The sequence below is a fragment of the Streptomyces sp. NPDC014891 genome, assembly GCF_043081085.1.
Taxonomy (GTDB): domain Bacteria; phylum Actinomycetota; class Actinomycetes; order Streptomycetales; family Streptomycetaceae; genus Streptomyces.
The window spans coordinates 115,732-132,376 of the sequence record NZ_JBIBWF010000006.1; the positions used below are offsets into that span (position 1 = coordinate 115,732).

Below are 16,645 nucleotides of genomic sequence, written 5' to 3' on the forward strand. Positions count from 1 at the left end.
GGTCGCCCGGCCCGGTCGCTCCGGCGGTGGCAGCGGACCCCCCACTGCGTGCTGCATCCGGTCCCACTCCGTCTCGTACGCCTGTTGTAGCCGGTGTATCCGGTGCGCCGGAACGTTACCGCCCCCGGCCCCCGCCAGGGGAACGGCCGGGGTGTCCTTCTGGTGCCCTGTCAGTCCGTCGGTTCCTCGGCGAGCGCCCGCAGGGCCAGCCGGTAGGAGCCGATCCCGAACCCGGCGACCGTCCCGGTGGCCACGGCCGCGACGACCGAGGTGTGCCGGAACTCCTCCCGGGCGTACGGGTTCGAGATGTGGACCTCGATCAGCGGCGCGGTCCGCTGGGCGGCCGCGTCGCGCATCCCGTACGAGTAGTGCGTGAACGCACCCGGGTTGATCACCACGGGGATCGAGCCGTCCGCCGCCTCGTGCAGCCAGCGGATCATCTCGCCCTCGTCGTTCGTCTCCCGCACCTCGACGTCGAAGCCGAGCTCCGCGCCGAGGGCCGTGCAGGACTCGACGAGCCCCTTGTAGCTGGTGGCGCCGTAGATGTCGGGCTCGCGGGAGCCCAGCCGCCCCAGGTTGGGGCCGTTGAGCACCAGGACCGGACGGGGCCCGCTCACGCGGACACCTCGCCGTAGGCCGCGATCAGCACCGCCGGGTCGGGGCCCTCCAGGACGGTCGGCTTGCCGATGCCGTCCAGGACGATGAAGCGCAGCAGGTCCCCGCGGGACTTCTTGTCGACCCGCATGGTCTCCAGGAGCTTGGGCCACTGGTCGCCGCGGTAGGTCAGCGGCAGGCCGACGGACTCCAGGATCGCGCGGTGCCGGTCGGCGGTGGCGTCGTCGAGGCGGCCGGCGAGCCGGCCCAGCTCGGCGGCGAACACCATGCCGACGGAGACGGCGGCACCGTGGCGCCACTTGTACCGCTCGTTCTTCTCGATGGCGTGCGCGAGGGTGTGCCCGTAGTTGAGGATCTCCCGGCGGCCGGACTCCTTGAGGTCGCCGGAGACGACCTCGGCCTTGACCCTGATCGAGCGGACGAGCAGCTCGGCGGTGTGCGGGCCGGCCGGGGTGCGGGCGGCCTGCGGGTCCTCCTCGATGAGGTCGAGGATGACGGGGTCGACGATGAAACCGGCCTTGATGATCTCCGCGAGACCGCTGACGTAGTCGTGCACCGGCAGCGAGTCCAGCGCGGCCAGGTCGCAGAGGACCCCGGCGGGCGGGTGGAAGGCGCCGACGAGGTTCTTGCCCTCGGCCGTGTTGATGCCGGTCTTGCCGCCGACGGCCGCGTCGACCATCGCGAGGACGGTGGTCGGCACGGCGATCCAGCGGACGCCGCGCAGCCAGCTCGCGGCGACGAAGCCCGCGAGGTCCGTGGTGGCTCCGCCGCCGACGCCGACGATGACGTCGCTGCGGGTGAAGCCGGTCTGGCCGAGGGCCTTCCAGCAGTAGGCGGCGACCTCGACGGTCTTCGCCTCCTCGGCGTTCGGCACCTGGATGGCGACCGCCTCGTAGCCCTGCTCGGCGAGGTCCGCGCGGAGCGCCTCCCCGGTGTCGGCGAGCGCCTCCGGGTGGATCACCGCGACCCGCTTGGCCTGGGTGCCGATGAGGGCCGGGAGTTCGCCCAGCAGCTGCCGGCCGACCAGCACCTCGTACGGATCCGTGCCGGCGCTGCCCCCGACGTGGATACGGGTGACTTCCTGGTCCGTCGTCATGCGTCCTTCTTCAGATCCAGTGCCGCGAGGACCGCGTCCGCGACCTCTTCGGGGGTGCGGTCGTCGGTGGTGACGACGGTCCGGGCGACTTCGGTGTACAGGTGGCGCCGGGCGTCCATCAGCTCGCGCCACTGCCGGCGCGGATTGACGGCGAGCAGCGGGCGCGCGGTGTTGAGGCCGACGCGGCGGACCGCCTCCTCGACGTCCATCGACAGGTAGACGACGGGCAGCCCGGCGAGCAGGGCGCGGGTCCCGGCGTCGAGGATCGCGCCGCCGCCGAGGGAGAGGACGCCCTCGTGCCCGGCGAGGGCCGCGGCGACCGCGTCCCGCTCCAGGCCGCGGAAGTGCTCCTCGCCGTCCTCGACGAAGATGTCGGAGATCTCGCGGCCCTCGGCGGCGACGATGTCGGCGTCGGTGTCCCGGTAGGGCGCGTCCAGCCTCTCGGCCAGGAGCGCGCCCACCGTGGACTTGCCGGAGCCCATGGGCCCGACGAGGACGACCAGGGGACCGCCGGTCACCGGATGTGCAGGTTGTCGAGGTACGACCGGACGTTGCGGCGGGTCTCGGGGACGCTGTCGCCGCCGAACTTCTCGACGACGGCGTCCGCGAGGACGAGCGCGACCATGGCCTCGGCGACGATGCCGGCCGCGGGGACCGCGCAGACGTCGGAGCGCTGGTGGTGGGCCTGGGTGGCCTCGCCGGTGACGACGTCGACGGTGGCGAGGGCGCGGGGCACGGTCGCGATGGGCTTCATCGCGGCGCGGACGCGCAGCAGCTCGCCGGTGGTCAGGCCGCCCTCGGTGCCGCCGGAGCGGCCGGAGGCGCGCTTGATGCCCTCGTCGGTCTTCACGATCTCGTCGTGGGCCTTGGAGCCGGGCACGCGGGCCAGGTCGAAGCCGTCGCCGACCTCGACGCCCTTGATGGCCTGGATGCCCATGAGGGCGGAGGCGAGCCGCGCGTCGAGGCGGCGGTCCCAGTGGACGTGGGAGCCGAGGCCGACGGGGACGCCGTACGCCAGCACCTCGACGACGCCGCCGAGGGTGTCGCCGTCCTTGTGGGCCTGGTCGATCTCGGCGACCATCGCCTTCGACGCGTCGGCGTCGAGGCAGCGGACCGGGTCGGCGTCGAGCTTCTCGACGTCGGCGAGGGTCGGGTAGACGCCGTACGGCGCCTTGGCCGCGGCCAGCTCGACGACGTGCGAGACGATCTCGATGCCCGCGGTCTCCTTGATGAAGGAGCGGGCGATCGCGCCGAGGGCGACGCGGGCGGCGGTCTCGCGGGCGCTGGCGCGCTCCAGGATCGGCCGGGCCTCGTCGAAGCCGTACTTCTGCATGCCGGCGAGGTCGGCGTGGCCGGGACGCGGCCGGGTCAGGGGGGCGTTGCGGCCCGTCTCCTTGAGTTCGGAGGGGTCGACGGGGTCGGCCGCCATGACCTTCTCCCACTTCGGCCACTCGGTGTTGCCGACCATGACGGCGATCGGGGAGCCCAGGGAGAGCCCGTGCCGGACGCCGCCCAGGAAGGTGATCTCGTCCTGCTCGAACTTCATCCGGGCGCCGCGCCCATAGCCGAGGCGTCGCCGCGCGAGGTGGTCCGCCACCAGCTCAGTGGTGACCGGGACACCGGCGGGGAGGCCCTCCAGTGTCGCGACCAGCGCGGGTCCGTGGGATTCCCCAGCGGTCAGCCAACGCAACCTGCTCAACGATGCTCCTCATGCTCGCGCCTGGGTACGGCGACGGCGCGACCGGGTGCGCGGCCCTGGCCCGCCACCACTGATCCTCCCACGTCCGCGGGGCGAACCCGTCCTCCGGTCCAGCTGTCGGACGCGGGACCCGCCGTTCCCGGACACCGCGGAGACCGGACACGGCCCGATCGACGGCCCGGTCGCCTGCCCGATCGGGCAGGCGTCCGCTAGCGGGCGGCCAGCGCCCGCTCGCCCGCCGCGCGCATCGCGGCCAGCGGCGCCCGGGGGACGCCGGTCATCTGTTCGACCTGGAGGACGGCCTGGTGGACGAGGAGGTCGAGCCCCCCGACGACCTTGCCGCCCCGGTCGGACCAGGCCGCGGCGAGCGCCGTCGGCCAGGGGTCGTACAGGACGTCGAAGAGGGTCCCGACGGCGTCGGGGACGGCGCTCGCGAGGGCGTTCGTCGTACCGGCGGGCGTGGTGGCGACGACCAGCGGGGCCGCGAAGGCCTCCCTCGCGTCGTCCCAGGCGGCCGTCCTGACCTCCACACCGAGCCGCTCGCCCCAGCCGCGCATCTCCTCGGCGCGCGCCTCGCTGCGCACGTACGCGGTGACCGGTCCGTCGCAGATCCGGGCGAGCGCGGCGAGCGCGGAGGAGGCGGTGGCGCCCGCGCCGAGGACCGCCGCGGACTCCACCTTCTCGACGCCCCGCTCCCGCAGGGCGGCGAGCATGCCGGGGATGTCGGTGTTGTCGCCGGTCCGTCGCCCGTCCTCGTGGAGGACGACCGTGTTGACGGCCTCGACCGAGGCGGCCGTGTCGGTGATCCCGTCGAGCAGCGGGATGACCGCCCGCTTGAGCGGCATGGTCAGCGACAGACCGGCCCAGCTGCCGTCCAGCTCGCCGACGAAGCCGGCCAGCCCGGCCTCGTCGACCTCGAAGCGGTCGTACGACCAGTCGCCGAGCCCGAGCGCGGCGTATGCGGCCCGGTGCAGGACCGGGGAGAGCGAGTGCGCGATCGGCGATCCCAGGACCGCCGCGCGCCGTGCTGCCGCCATCAGTTCTTCCTCGACTCGTTGAACTCGTCGACGAGCTTCTGGTGCTCGGCGTTCGTCCGTGTGAACTTGGAGCTCTTGCCGTCGAGCGAGATGAAGTAGTACCACCCGTCGTGCGTCGGGTTGAGCGCGCCCTGCAGGGCTTCGAGACCGGGGTTGCCGATCGGCCCGGGCGGCAGACCCTTGACGAAGTACGTGTTGTACGGGCTGTTGTACTTCCGGACCTCCGCCAGCGAGAGGTCCAGCTTGCTCTGGTTCTTGATGTAGTTGTACGTCGAGTCGAACTCGAGACCGCCGTAGGTCTGCGGGTTCGACGGCTTGAGCCGGTTGTAGACGACCTCGCCCATCTTGCGGAAGTCGTCGTGCGAGGTGCCCTCCGCCTGGACGAGGCTGGCGATCGTGACGAGCTCCCAGGGGCTGTCGACGCCGAGCTGCTGCGCCTTGGCGTCCAGTTCGAGCTTGTCGTACTCCTGGCTCGCGCGGCTCACCATCTTGCGCAACGCGTCCTCGGGCTTGCTGCCCTTCGCCACGGGGTAGCTCGCGGGGAAGAGGAATCCTTCCAGCGGGTCCTTGACGTTCTTGTGGCCCTTCGCCCAGTCCGGGAGTCCCAGGGTGTCGGCCTTCGTCTTCGCGATGTCCTTCGTCGTGCCGGGGTCGAGACCGAGCTTCTTGTCGATCTGCTCGTAGACCCAGACGTTCCGCCGGCCCTCGGGAATGACGAAATTGCTCTGGCTGGCCGGGTCGAGCATCATCGTGACGGCGCTCTCCGCCGACATCTCCTTCTTGAGCGTGTAGACGCCCGCCTGGATCGACGTGCCCTTGGGGTTCCGCTGCTGCGCGGAGACGAAGGCGTCGACGCTCTTGACGACGCCGGCCTTCTTCAGGATGTTGCCGATCTCGTTGCCGAACGCGCCCTTGGGGATCTCGACCTGCACGTCCCCGCTGCCGCTGCCCGCGTAGTCCTCCGCCGCGCCGAACTGGCCCTGCCAGAACTGGTAGCCGAAGTAGCCGACACCGCCGACGCCGCCGGCCAGCACGATCGCGACGACGAGGCAGGCCACGCCGTTCTTGCCCTTGCGCTTGTTGTCCTTGCTCCGGCGCTCCCGGTCGCGGTCGCCGCCGCGGGAGCCCCGACCGCGGCCGGGCTCCTCCTCGTACGCGTCGTCGTCCGGGTCCTCCCCGCCGGTGAAGAAGGGGTGCTTCTCCTCCTCCGGCTCGGGGCGGGACTCCTCCTCCGGGGCCCAGTCGACGACGGGCTCCGGCGGGTTCTGCCGACGGCCGGGAGGCTGGGGCGGGGGGTACGCCTCGGGCGTGCCGTACAGATCGGGGTTCTGGCCGCCGTACGGATCGGCCGGGGTCCCGCCGTACGGCATCGCCGCCTGGCCCGTCTCCCAGTTGCCGTCGTACTGCTGTCCGAGGTGCCCGGGCGTGTCGTACCCGCCCTGGTACCCCGTCCCGTACTGCTGCTGGTGCTGCTGCTGTTCGTAGGACTGCTGGTACTGCTGCTGCGCGTGGTGCTGCTGCGCCTGCTGCTCGTACTGCGCCTGCGGATCGACGTACCCCTGCGGCTGCTGCTGGTACTGCTGGGCATGCTGCTGCTGGTAGGGGTCGGCCTCGTACCCCTGGGGAACCTGGCCGGTCTGACCGCCCTGCCCGTACGGGTCCTGGTAGCCCTGGCCGTACTGGTTTGCCTGCTGCGGGTGCGGGTAGTGCTGCTGCTGGCCCTCCCACCCCTGGTCCCCGTACAACGGGTCCCCGGGGTGCCACGGTTCGGAGCCGGGGCTCCGGCCATACTCAGTCATCGATCCCCAAAACAGCCGCGAGGCTTCCGGACGATCCGCCTCTACGTAGTGCGGCAGCTGTTCGAACACCGCCGCATCGCGCGGAACGTTACCGTATCGCGATCAGATGACCACTTCGACGCCCTCACCGGGCGGATTACCTGATACCCGTTCGGACTCAAGAGCGTTCTGAAGGATGATCACAGCGGCGGCCTGGTCGATGACGGACCGCCCCTTCTTGGCCTTCACCCCGGAGGCCCGCAGCCCCTGGGTCGCGGTGACCGTGGTCATCCGCTCGTCGACCAGGCGGACCGGCACGGGCGCGATGCCCTTGGCCATCTCCCCCGCGAAGGCGCGGACCTTGGTGGCGGCCGGCCCCTCCCGCCCGCTGAGCGAGCGGGGCAGACCCACGACGACCTCGATCGGCTCGTACTCCGCGACGATCTGGCGGAGCCGCCGGTGGGCGGCCGGGACATCACGTCCCGGCACGGTCTCCACCGGCGTGGCGAGGACCCCGTCGGGGTCGCACGAGGCGACCCCGATCCGGGCGTCCCCGACGTCCACCGCGAGACGGCGGCCGCGACGCATCGTCACGCCGTCTCCACCACGAGGCGCTCGACGGCGGCGATGGCCTCGCCGACGGCCTCCGGGTTCTGACCGCCGCCCTGGGCGACGTCCGGCTTGCCGCCGCCACCGCCGCCGAGGGTCTTGGCCGCCGTGCGGACCAGCTCGCCGGCCTTGAGACCGCGCTCACGGGCGGCCTCGTTGGTGGCGATGACCGTGAGGGGCTTGCCGTTCACCGTGGTGAAGAGGGCCACGACGGCCGGGCGGTCCGAGGGGATGCGGCCGCGCACGTCCAGCACCAGCTTGCGCAGGTCGTCGGCACCGGTGCCGTCCTGGACCTTGCCGGTGACGAGGGCCAGGCCGCGGATGTCCCGGGCCGAGTCGACGAGGCCGGCGGCGGCCTGGAGGACCTTCTCCGCGCGGAACTTCTCGATCTCCTTCTCGGCGTCCTTCAGCTTGCCGAGCATGGCGGAGATCTTCTCGGGGAGCTCCTCCGGACGGCCCTTGACCAGCTCCTGGAGCTGGGCGACGACCGTGTGCTCACGGGCGAGGAAGTTGTACGCGTCGACGCCGACGAGGGCCTCGATGCGGCGCACGCCGGAGCCGATGGAGGACTCGCCGAGCAGCTTCACCAGGCCCAGCTGGGCGGTGTTGCCGACGTGCGTGCCGCCGCACAGCTCCTTGGAGAAGTCGCCGATGGTGACGACGCGGACCTGCTCGCCGTACTTCTCGCCGAACTCGGCGATGGCGCCCTGGCGCTTGGCCTCGTTGATCGGCATGACCTCGGCGTGGACCTCCAGCTCGCGCGAGAGGACCTCGTTGATCTTCTGCTCGACGTCGGTGAGGACCGTGCCGGGGACGGCGTTCGGCGAGCCGAAGTCGAAGCGGAAGCGGCCCGGCTGGTTCTCGGAACCGGCCTGGGCGGCCGTCGGGCCGAGCGCGTCGCGCAGCGCCTGGTGGGTCAGGTGGGTGGCCGAGTGGGCGCGGGCGATGGCCCGGCGGCGGCGCACGTCGATGGTGGCGTAGGCGCTGGCGCCCACGGTGACCTCGCCGACCTGCACGGAGCCCTTGTGCACGGAGACGCCGGGGACCGGCTGCTGGACGTCGCGGACCTCGATGACCGCGCCGCTGTGCAGCCTGATCCGGCCCTGGTCGGCGATCTGGCCGCCGCCCTCGGCGTAGAACGGGGTGCGGTCCAGGACGACCTCGACGTCGTCGCCCTCGGTGGCGGCCGGCGAGGAGACGCCGTTGACGAGGAGGCCGACGACCGTGGTCTCGCCCTCCAGGTTGGTGTAGCCCGTGAACTCGGTGGCGCCGCTGGTGTCGGCGATCTCCCGGTACGCGGTCATGTCGGCGTGGCCGGTCTTCTTCGCCTTGGCGTCGGCCTTGGCGCGGTCCCGCTGCTCCTTCATCAGGCGGCGGAAGCCGTCCTCGTCCACGGAGAGGCCCTGCTCGGAGGCCATCTCCAGGGTGAGGTCGATCGGGAAGCCCCAGGTGTCGTGGAGCAGGAACGCCTTGTCGCCGGAGAGGACCGTGCCGCCGGCGGCCTTGGTCTCGGTCACGGCGGTGTCGAGGATGTTCGTGCCGCCCTTGAGGGCCTTCAGGAAGGCGGCCTCTTCGGCGAGCGCGACGGTCTCGATGCGCTTGCGGTCGGTGATCAGCTCCGGGTACTGCTCGCCCATGGTGGCGATCACGGTGTCGACGAGGTCCTGGACGACCGGACCGGTGGCGCCGAGCAGGCGCATGTTGCGGACGGCGCGGCGCATGATGCGGCGCAGCACGTAGCCGCGGCCCTCGTTGCCGGGGGTGACGCCGTCGCCGATGAGCATGACGGAGGTCCGCATGTGGTCGGCGACCACGCGGAGCGAGACGTCGCTGTCCTTGGCCTTGCCGTAGGCGACGCCGGTGAGCTCGGTGGCCTTGTCGATGACGACCTGGAGGGTGTCCGTCTCGTACATGTTCTGGACGCCCTGGAGGATCATCGCCAGGCGCTCCAGGCCGAGGCCCGTGTCGATGTTCTTCGACGGCAGCTCGCCGAGGATCGGGAAGTTCTCCTTGTCGGAGCCCTCACCGCGCTCGTACTGCATGAAGACCAGGTTCCAGATCTCCACGTACCGCTCGTCGTTGACGGCCGGGCCGCCCTCGACGCCGAACTCGGGGCCGCGGTCGTAGTTGATCTCGGAGCAGGGGCCGCAGGGACCGGGGACGCCCATCGACCAGTAGTTGTCCTTCTTGCCGAGGCGCTGGATGCGCTCGGCGGGGACGCCGACGACGTCGCGCCAGATCTGCTCGGCCTCGTCGTCCTCCTGGTAGACGGTGATCCAGAGCTTCTCCGGCTCCAGCCCGTAGCCGCCGTGCTCCACCGGGGTGGTCAGCAGCTCCCAGGCGAGCTTGATGGCGCCTTCCTTGAAGTAGTCGCCGAAGGAGAAGTTGCCGCACATCTGGAAGAACGTGCCGTGGCGGGTGGTCTTGCCGACCTCTTCGATGTCGGGGGTGCGCACGCACTTCTGCACGCTGGACGCGCGCGTGAAGGGGGGCTTGACCTCACCCAGGAAGTAGGGCTTGAAGGGCACCATGCCGGCCGGGACGAGCAGCAGAGTCGGGTCGTCCGCGATGAGCGACGCCGAAGGGACGACGGTGTGCCCGCGCTCCTCGAAGAAGCTCAGCCAGCGGCGGCGGATTTCAGCCGACTCCATCAGTGGTCCTCATTCCGGTTGTACGAGATCGTGGGAAGTACATGCGTGGTCGGGTTCGGGGTGCGGCCGAGCGCACCCCGGCGGCGGGGCTCCGGAAGCTCCCCGGCCTGGGCCGGGTGCGGCTCGGGAGCGTCGAGCCCGAGCGCCTCCTCCAGTTCGGCCTCCCGCTGGACCATGCCCGCCCTCACGTCGAGGGCGAAGTCCTTGAGGCGGTGGCCGGTCTCGATCGCCTTGTCGGCCGCCTGGGCGGCGAGGCTCTCGGGGGTCAGCTGCTTGAGCTTCCGGTTGACCTTTGCGGTGGCCCACACGCCGGCGGCTGCGCCGGCCGTGAACCAGAACGTGCGGCGGAACATCTCGGCTCAGCCCTTCTGCTTCCGGCGTCGCGAGGACGGCACGGTACGGCCGACGATCACAGTACGTCGCGAGGATGCCCGCGGCACGTCCGCGCCGTCCCCGCCCCGGCCGAGCGCCTTGCGCACTCCGTAGCCGAAGGCGGCGACCTTGACGAGCGGACCGCCGAAGGTGGACGCGACGGTGGAGGAGAGCGCGGAGGCGTTGGAGGTGACCTCCTGGACGTCCGAGGCGATGGCGTCGACCCGGTCGAGCTGGGTCTGGGCCGAGCGGACCGTCGCGGAGGCGTCTGCGAGGAGGGGAACGGCCTGCTCCGTCACGTCCGCCACCATCTTGGTGGTCGCCCTGAGCGTCTGCGCCAGCCTCACCAGAACCACGGCGAGGAAGGAGACCAGGATCGCCCAGAAGACGGCCACCAGGATCCCGGCAACCTCTCCACCGGTCACTCTGCACCGCTCTCTGCTGTCGTTGGGCCCTTGCTGGAAGTCGTCCCCCGACCCTATCGCGCCCGGGCTGCGGCCCCGTACCGCATTACCGCCCGGGAGACGGGAGTTACGCGAACCGATTGTACGGAGCGCGTGGGGATGAGTACGCTCCGTGTCCCATGCGACGGAGCAATCTCCCGGCGGAGCTCAACCGGTTCGTCGGACGGACCACCGAGCAGGCCGCACTGACGGCGCTCCTCGGGACGTCCCGTCTGGTCACGGTCGTGGGCGTGGGCGGGGTCGGCAAGACCAGGCTCGCGCTGAGGACCGCGGCCGACGTGCAGAAACGCTACGGCGACGGAGTCCGGCTCGCCGGTCTCGCACCGCTGCGCGACCCCGGTCTGATCGAGTACGCCCTGGTCGAGGCGCTCGACCTGACCGACCACACCCCCCGGCCGCCGCGCGAGGTCCTTCTGGAGCACCTGGCGGAGCGGCGGACCCTGCTGGTCCTGGACGGCTTCGAGCACCTCGTGGAGCACTGCGCGCCCCTCGTACGGGAACTCCTGGAACACGCGCCCGGCCTGACCGTCCTCGCCACGGGCCGGCGACCGCTGCGGGTGACGGGCGAGGCGGTGTTCGCGCTGGCGCCGCTGTCCGAGGCGGAGGCGGTGGAGCTGCTGGCGGAGCGGGCCGCGGAGGCGGGAGCGCCCGGCCTGCCGACGACGACGGCGGGCGCGGACACGGCGGCCCGGCTCGGGGCCGAAGCACTGACGGGCGTCCCCGCCCGTGCCGGCGCGGCCCCGGCCGGCCTCCCGGGCCGGGGAGGCCCCGCCCCGTCCCGCCCCGGGGACGGGGACGCCGTACGCGAGGTGTGCCGGCGTCTGGACGGCATTCCGCTCGCGCTCGAACTGGCGGCGGGGCGGCTGCCGCTGCTCTCCGTCGAGCAGTTGCTGCGGCGCCTCGACGACCGCTTCCGGCTGCTCGCCGAGGGCGCGCGGGGGGCGCTCCCCCGCCACCGGACGCTGCGCACCGCCATCGGCTGGAGCCACGAGCTGTGCACGCCGGAGGAGCGCCTCCTCTGGGCGCGGCTCTCCGTCTTCCCGGGCGCCTTCGACCTGGAGGCGGTGGAGTACGTGTGCGGGGGGCCGGAGCTGCCTCCGGAGCGGATCCTCGATCTGCTCGGCGGGCTGCTCGCCCAGTCGCTGCTCGTCCGGGAGGACACCCCGGCGGGGACCGCGTACCGGATGCTCGACACGGTCGCGGCCTACGGGGCGGAGTGGCTGGCGGCCCTGGACGACACGGAGCGGATGCGGCGGCGGCACCGCGACTGGTACATGGGCCTCGCCACCTGGTGCGAGCTGGAGTGGTACAGCCCGCGCCAGCCCGAGGTCGCGGTCCTGACGGAGGCGGCGCTTCCCCATCTGCGGGCGGCCCTCGACCTGTGCCTGGAGCAGCCGGAGGACGCGCACCTCGCCCAGCACCTGGCCGGCACCCTGTGGTTCGCGTGGGTGGGGTGCGGACGCCTCTCGGAGGGGCGGCACTGGCTGGACCGGGCGCTGGCGCTCACGTCCGGTCACGAGGAGGCGCGGCTCAAGGCGCTCTGGGTGCTCGGGTACGTGGCGGTGCTGCAGGGCGACGGAACGGCGGCGGTGGCCGCCCTGCACGAGTGCCGGGAGCGGGCGAGGACCTCGCGGAACGCGCTGGCGCAGGCCTACGCGACGCACCGGATGGGCTGCCTCGCGCTGCTCACGGACGACATGCCCCGGGCCGAGGAGCTGATCGGCCGCGCGCTCGACGCGTACCGGGAACTCGGCGAGCTGAACAGCAACGTGCTGATGGCGCAGGTCGAGCTGGCGATGGCGCGGGCCTTCCTCGGCGACCGCGAGGGGGCGGGCGCCCTCTCCCGTGAGGTGCGGGAGGTCTGCGAGGAGCGGGGCGAGCTGTGGACGAAGGCCTACGCCCTGTACGTGCTCGGGTATCTCGCGTGGGACGGGGGCGCGAACGGCGAGGCGCGGGAGCTGCTCACCGAGTGCGTGTCGATCAACGACGGCTTCCGCGACCTGGTCGGGCTCGTCCTCGCGGTCGAGCTGCTCGCCCTGGTGACGGTGAGCGAGGGCGATCCGGTGGAGGCCGCGGTCCTCCAGGGCGCGGCGGTCCCGGTGTGGGACGCGGTGGGCGTGCGGCTGTTCGGCTCGGAGGCGTTCGACGTGCCGAGGGCGCTGTGCGCGCGGCGGGCCGAGGAGGCGCTGGGGGCGGAGGCGTACGGCGCGGCGTTCCGGGAGGGTTTGGGACTGTCGGCGGCGCAGGCCGTGGAGCGGGTGCTGCTGGCCGGCCGGAGCCGGGCCGTCGGCGGCTCCGCGGAGGGGGCCGCGCCCCGCCCGTTCCGTGCGGCGGGCCCGGCGCGCGTCCCGGGAACACGGAAGCCCGCCGGCTCCCCCACCGGTCAGGGCGGGGAAGCGGCGGGCTGAACACCGCGGAGGTGGTACTACGGCGCCAGGATCAGCGGGCGTAGTACTCGACGACCAGCTGCTCGTCGCAGATGACCGGGATCTCCTTGCGGTTCGGGTCGCGGTCGAGGCGGAAGGCCAGGGCCTTCAGGTTGACCTGCAGGTAGCGCGGGGTCTCACCGTCGGCGGCGAAGCCACCCTCACGGGCGACCTCGAACAGCGGCTTGGTGCGGCTGCGCTCGCGGACCATCACGACGTCGTCGGGACGGACGCGGAACGACGGCTTGTCGACCTTGCCACCGTTGACCTGGATGTGGCCGTGGACGACCATCTGACGGGCCTGGTAGATGGTGCGGGCGATGCCCGAACGCAGGACCAGGGCGTCGAGGCGACGCTCGAGCTCGACGACCAGCGCCTCGCCCGTCTTGCCCTCGGCCTTCTTGGCGCGGTCGTAGGCGCGGGCCATCTGGCGCTCGCTGATGTCGTACTGGGCGCGCAGACGCTGCTTCTCGAGCAGACGGACCTTGTAGTCCGAGTTCTGCTTGCGGCCACGGCCGTGCTCGCCCGGCGGGTAGGGGCGGGCCTCGAAGTACTTGACGGCCTTGGGGGTCAGCGCGATGCCGAGGGCACGCGACTTCTTGACCTTGGGACGGGACTGGTTCGGCATGAACCAACCTCTCTACTGGTACGAAACGGCTTCACCAGGGTTAGGGGAGGTCGCATCCGCAGCCGGGAAACCCGTCGGGTCCGCACAGGGCGGACCGTGCCGGGCAGCCGCTCCCAGGTCTGGGCACGTACGTGCAGCACGCGAACGACCCACCGCCGCTCCCGGGATCCCGGGTGGTGGTGGGTGGCACACGACACCTTCGAAGGTGCGCGACGCTCCTGGAAACCCGCCCGAGGGGCGGGTCTCCGGCTGACTGTCCCGTTCTGGTGGTGCCGACCGGAGCCGGACACGGGACGCAGCGATCCGGACCAGTGTACCCGCTCCGCGGGACCCGCTCGCACGCGGTCCGGCGGCCTCATCCGCAGGTGGCGAGCAGCTCCTCGACGGCCCTCTTCTCCGGCGCGGAGACCGTGAGCCCGTACTTCGCCTTGATCCCGGTCCAGCGCCTGCCGTACTCGCACCCGTACGCGCTCCGCGGCGGACGCCAGGTGTCCGGGGTCCTGCTGCTCTTGTCCTGGTTGGTCTGCTTGTCGGTGGCGAGCAGCACGTCCAGGTCGTTGGCGTACGCCAGCCGCCGCCCGGGCGTCCACGCCCAGGCGCCCGCACGCCAGGCCGCGCCGAGCGCGACGACGTGGTCGGTCTGGATCTGGGACGCCCTGCGGTACGAGTAGGGCAGCTCCTTGCCCGTGTACGGGTCGTGCAGGACGCCGGAGAGTACGACGCAGGGATTCCGGTCGCCGAGGCGGACCTCGTCGAGGTCCCTGCGCAGCACGTCGTCCCGGGTGTCGCAGCCGTTGCGTCCGCCGGGTGCGTCGGTCTCGTCGGACCAGCCGTCCCCGAACTTCGCGCGCTCGTAGGTCCGCCCGTTCTCGCCGCGGGCGACCCGGAGGCCGGCGAGCAGCGTCCGCGCCCGGGCCGCGGTGGGCGGGAAGCCGGGACTCGCCAGGGGCACGGCGGAGGCGGAGGGCGGTGCGGTGCGCGCGTCACCGCCGGGTGCGCAGGCCGCGGCGCCGAGGGCCAGGAGCAGGAGGCCCGCTGTACGGATCACGGGGCGAGGCCAGGCCGACGGGCCGCCGGGGGCGGCGCAGCGCGCCGGGCGGGGATCGGCCGCCGGCGGGCGGGCCGGCCGCCGCCCCTCACTCGCCGCCCTTGAGCCGTGACCGCACCCGGTCCACCACGTCCGCGTACCGCGCCTCCGCGCCGTAGCGGGTGGGTTCGTAGTACTGCCTGCCGTGGATCGTGTCCGGCGCGTACTGCTGGGCCGCGATGCCGCCGGGGACGTCGTGGGGGTAGACGTAGCCCTGGGCGTGGCCGAGCTTGGCCGCGCCCTTGTAGTGCCCGTCGCGCAGGTGCGGCGGGACCGCTCCCGCGAGGCCGTTGCGGACGTCCGCGAGGGCGGCGCCGATCGCGGTGGTCGCCGCGTTCGACTTAGGGGCCAGGGCCAGGGCGATCGTCGCGTGGCTCAGGGTGAGGGCAGCCTCGGGGAAGCCGATCATCGCGACGGCCTGCGCGGCGGCGACCGCGATCGGCAGTGCGTTCGGATCGGCCAGTCCGATGTCCTCGCTCGCGGAGATCATGAGACGGCGGGCGATGAAGCGCGGGTCCTCCCCCGCCTCGATCATCCGCGCCAGGTAGTGCAGGGCCGCGTCCACGTCCGAGCCGCGGATCGACTTGATGAGGGCGCTGGCGACGTCGTAGTGCTGGTCACCGTCCCGGTCGTACTTCACCGCCGCGCGGTCGACGGTCTCCTCGACGGTCTCCAGGGTGATCTCCGGCTCGCCCTTGGCGATGGCGGCGCCGGCGGCCGCCTCCAGGGCGGTCAGGGCGCGCCGGGCGTCCCCGCCGGCGACCCGCAGGAGATGGGCCTCGGCGTCCTCCGGGAGGGTCACGGCGCCGCCCAGTCCGCGCTCGCCGGTGAGCGCCCTGGCCATCAGCCCGCGCAGGTCGTCGTCGGTCAGCGGCTCCAGGGTCAGGAGCAGGGAGCGGGAGAGCAGCGGGGAGATCACCGAGAAGTACGGGTTCTCGGTGGTGGCGGCGATGAGCGTCACCCAGCGGTTCTCGACGGCGGGCAGCAGCGAGTCCTGCTGGGCCTTGGAGAAGCGGTGGATCTCGTCGAGGAAGAGGACGGTCTCCTTGCCGTAGCCGCCGACCGCGCGCCGGGCCCCCTCGATGACGGCGCGTACCTCCTTGACGCCCGCGGTGATCGCCGACAGCTCCACGAACCGCTTGTTGGTCGCCTTGGAGACCACGTACGCCAGGGTGGTCTTGCCGATGCCGGGCGGGCCCCAGAGGATCACCGAGGAGGCCCCGGCGGGACCGCCGTCGCCGTCGCCGACGAGCCGGCGCAGGGGTGAGCCGGGCTTGAGCAGGTGCTTCTGGCCCACCACCTCGTCCAGGGTGCGCGGACGCATCCGGACGGCCAGCGGGCTGCCGGCGGGGTCCTTCTCCTGGCGGTCTTCGGCTGCTGCGGTAAAGAGGTCGGGCTCCACGTCATGAAGCCTAGGACACGCCACCGACAGCGCCGTCCCCGCCGGCCGGGGCCCGGCGGGCGGTCAGCTGATCCAGAAGTCCCACCAGCGGGTCAGGATCAGCATGCCGATGATCCCGATGTGCAGGACGGGGAGGACCCAGGTGAACTCGTCGAAGAAGGTCCGGAGGCCGCGGGGGGCGGGGACGACGCCGCTGCGCACGTTGTGCGAGGTCACGTACCAGAACATGACGATGGTGGCGGCCCAGGCCAGGCAGCACCACAGGCAGAGCGAGTTGATCTCGTACAGCGACTGGTACATCAGCCAGGTGCAGAATCCGACGCCGAAGAGGGTGCCGGCGTTGAGGCCGAGCCAGTACCAGCGGCGGTAGCGGGCCCCGGCGAGCAGCGCGACGCCGATCGCGATCACCATCGCGTAGGTGACGAGGCCGAGCATCGGGTTGGGGAAGCCGAAGACCGAGGCCTGCTCGCTCTTCATGATGTTGCCGCAGGAGACGATCGGGTTGAGGCTGCACCCGGGGACGAAGCCGGGGTCCTCCAGCAGCTTGAACTTGTCGATGGTGATGACCCAGGCGGCGAGCAGTCCGGCCGCTCCGGTGATCACGAGCATCCAGGCGAAGGCCCTGCTCGCCCCGATCGTGCCGTCGTCCTGCCGGCCGGACGCGGCCTCGTCCACCGCTGCCTTCGTCATGTCGCCTTTTCCCTCGCTCGCGGGCCTTGTGGGCAGTGGTCATTCTGCCGTACGGGGCGGGGCGCCCACCGTTCGCGGGAGATAAGTGAGC

Annotated in this window: 15 protein-coding genes; 1 reads left to right on the forward strand and 14 read right to left on the reverse strand. The window is 72.2% G+C overall.

The genetic code is table 11. From position 1 onward, the window contains the following. Window positions 1-170: 170 nt before the first annotated feature. From aroQ to ACF09E_RS18965, 10 genes are all read right to left on the reverse strand, one after another. Window positions 171-617 carry a type II 3-dehydroquinate dehydratase gene (gene aroQ / locus ACF09E_RS18920; RefSeq protein ID WP_392206194.1) on the reverse strand — a complete coding sequence of 149 codons (447 nt, stop codon included), beginning with the start codon at window positions 615-617 and terminating at the stop codon, window positions 171-173. Further along, a complete protein-coding gene (gene aroB / locus ACF09E_RS18925) occupies window positions 614-1,711 on the reverse strand; it encodes a 3-dehydroquinate synthase (protein WP_361852369.1) in 1,098 nt (365 codons plus the stop codon). Before aroB ends, aroQ begins: the two co-directional genes overlap by 4 nt. Beyond that, window positions 1,708-2,229, reverse strand: coding sequence for a shikimate kinase (locus ACF09E_RS18930; protein ID WP_392206195.1), 522 nt, complete (start codon window positions 2,227-2,229; stop codon window positions 1,708-1,710). Before ACF09E_RS18930 ends, aroB begins: the two co-directional genes overlap by 4 nt. After that, on the reverse strand, window positions 2,226-3,410 hold the full coding sequence (gene aroC, locus ACF09E_RS18935) for a chorismate synthase (protein ID WP_392206196.1): 1,185 nt from the start codon (window positions 3,408-3,410) through the stop codon (window positions 2,226-2,228). The genes ACF09E_RS18930 and aroC overlap by 4 nt, the downstream gene beginning before the upstream one ends. 209 nt (window positions 3,411-3,619) lie before the next feature. Next, window positions 3,620-4,447 carry a shikimate dehydrogenase gene (locus ACF09E_RS18940; RefSeq protein ID WP_392206197.1) on the reverse strand — a complete coding sequence of 276 codons (828 nt, stop codon included), beginning with the start codon at window positions 4,445-4,447 and terminating at the stop codon, window positions 3,620-3,622. Continuing rightward, entirely contained in the window at window positions 4,447-6,246 is a 1,800-nt protein-coding gene (mltG, locus tag ACF09E_RS18945; RefSeq protein ID WP_392206198.1) for an endolytic transglycosylase MltG, read from the reverse strand. Before mltG ends, ACF09E_RS18940 begins: the two co-directional genes overlap by 1 nt. A 102-nt stretch (window positions 6,247-6,348) precedes the next feature. Beyond that, window positions 6,349-6,813: a Holliday junction resolvase RuvX gene (gene ruvX, locus ACF09E_RS18950; RefSeq protein ID WP_361852417.1), complete on the reverse strand. Its 465-nt coding sequence runs from the start codon at window positions 6,811-6,813 to the stop codon at window positions 6,349-6,351. A 2-nt stretch (window positions 6,814-6,815) separates the two neighbouring features. After that, window positions 6,816-9,485 carry an alanine--tRNA ligase gene (gene alaS / locus ACF09E_RS18955; protein WP_392206199.1) on the reverse strand — a complete coding sequence of 890 codons (2,670 nt, stop codon included), beginning with the start codon at window positions 9,483-9,485 and terminating at the stop codon, window positions 6,816-6,818. Continuing rightward, window positions 9,485-9,838 carry a DUF6167 family protein gene (locus tag ACF09E_RS18960; RefSeq protein ID WP_392206200.1) on the reverse strand — a complete coding sequence of 118 codons (354 nt, stop codon included), beginning with the start codon at window positions 9,836-9,838 and terminating at the stop codon, window positions 9,485-9,487. Before ACF09E_RS18960 ends, alaS begins: the two co-directional genes overlap by 1 nt. 6 nt (window positions 9,839-9,844) lie before the next feature. After that, on the reverse strand, window positions 9,845-10,282 hold the full coding sequence (locus tag ACF09E_RS18965) for a DUF948 domain-containing protein (protein WP_318206783.1): 438 nt from the start codon (window positions 10,280-10,282) through the stop codon (window positions 9,845-9,847). Between the two features lie 158 nt (window positions 10,283-10,440). On the opposite strand from ACF09E_RS18965, the gene ACF09E_RS18970 reads away from it, so the two are divergent. Continuing rightward, window positions 10,441-12,729, forward strand: a complete 2,289-nt coding sequence (locus tag ACF09E_RS18970; RefSeq protein ID WP_392206201.1) for an ATP-binding protein — start codon at window positions 10,441-10,443, stop codon at window positions 12,727-12,729. A 31-nt stretch (window positions 12,730-12,760) separates the two neighbouring features. Here the strand turns inward: ACF09E_RS18970 and rpsD are convergent, their stop codons facing one another. From rpsD to ACF09E_RS18990, 4 genes are all read right to left on the reverse strand, one after another. Beyond that, window positions 12,761-13,375 (reverse strand): 30S ribosomal protein S4, encoded by a 615-nt coding sequence (gene rpsD / locus ACF09E_RS18975; RefSeq protein WP_024758279.1) that lies wholly within the window; start codon window positions 13,373-13,375, stop codon window positions 12,761-12,763. Window positions 13,376-13,730: 355 nt separating this feature from the next. Further along, entirely contained in the window at window positions 13,731-14,423 is a 693-nt protein-coding gene (locus tag ACF09E_RS18980; RefSeq protein WP_392206202.1) for an HNH endonuclease family protein, read from the reverse strand. 88 nt (window positions 14,424-14,511) lie between these two features. Further along, entirely contained in the window at window positions 14,512-15,864 is a 1,353-nt protein-coding gene (locus ACF09E_RS18985) for a replication-associated recombination protein A (RefSeq protein WP_392206203.1), read from the reverse strand. Window positions 15,865-15,927: 63 nt separating this feature from the next. Further along, window positions 15,928-16,554, reverse strand: coding sequence for a vitamin K epoxide reductase family protein (locus tag ACF09E_RS18990; protein WP_392206204.1), 627 nt, complete (start codon window positions 16,552-16,554; stop codon window positions 15,928-15,930). Window positions 16,555-16,645 lie beyond the last annotated feature (91 nt).

Bases quoted from the DNA above. Each gene is read 5' to 3' on its own strand.
- rpsD (WP_024758279.1), bottom strand. From the start codon at position 13,375: ATGCCGAACCAGTCCCGTCCCAAGGTCAAGAAGTCGCGTGCCCTCGGC.
- mltG (WP_392206198.1), bottom strand. From the start codon at position 6,246: ATGACTGAGTATGGCCGGAGCCCCGGCTCCGAACCGTGGCACCCCGGG.
- alaS (WP_392206199.1), bottom strand. From the start codon at position 9,485: ATGGAGTCGGCTGAAATCCGCCGCCGCTGGCTGAGCTTCTTCGAGGAG.
- ACF09E_RS18960 (WP_392206200.1), bottom strand. From the start codon at position 9,838: ATGTTCCGCCGCACGTTCTGGTTCACGGCCGGCGCAGCCGCCGGCGTG.
- ACF09E_RS18990 (WP_392206204.1), bottom strand. From the start codon at position 16,554: ATGACGAAGGCAGCGGTGGACGAGGCCGCGTCCGGCCGGCAGGACGAC.
- aroB (WP_361852369.1), bottom strand. From the start codon at position 1,711: ATGACGACGGACCAGGAAGTCACCCGTATCCACGTCGGGGGCAGCGCC.
- ACF09E_RS18970 (WP_392206201.1), top strand. From the start codon at position 10,441: ATGCGACGGAGCAATCTCCCGGCGGAGCTCAACCGGTTCGTCGGACGG.
- ruvX (WP_361852417.1), bottom strand. From the start codon at position 6,813: ATGCGTCGCGGCCGCCGTCTCGCGGTGGACGTCGGGGACGCCCGGATC.
- ACF09E_RS18940 (WP_392206197.1), bottom strand. From the start codon at position 4,447: ATGGCGGCAGCACGGCGCGCGGCGGTCCTGGGATCGCCGATCGCGCAC.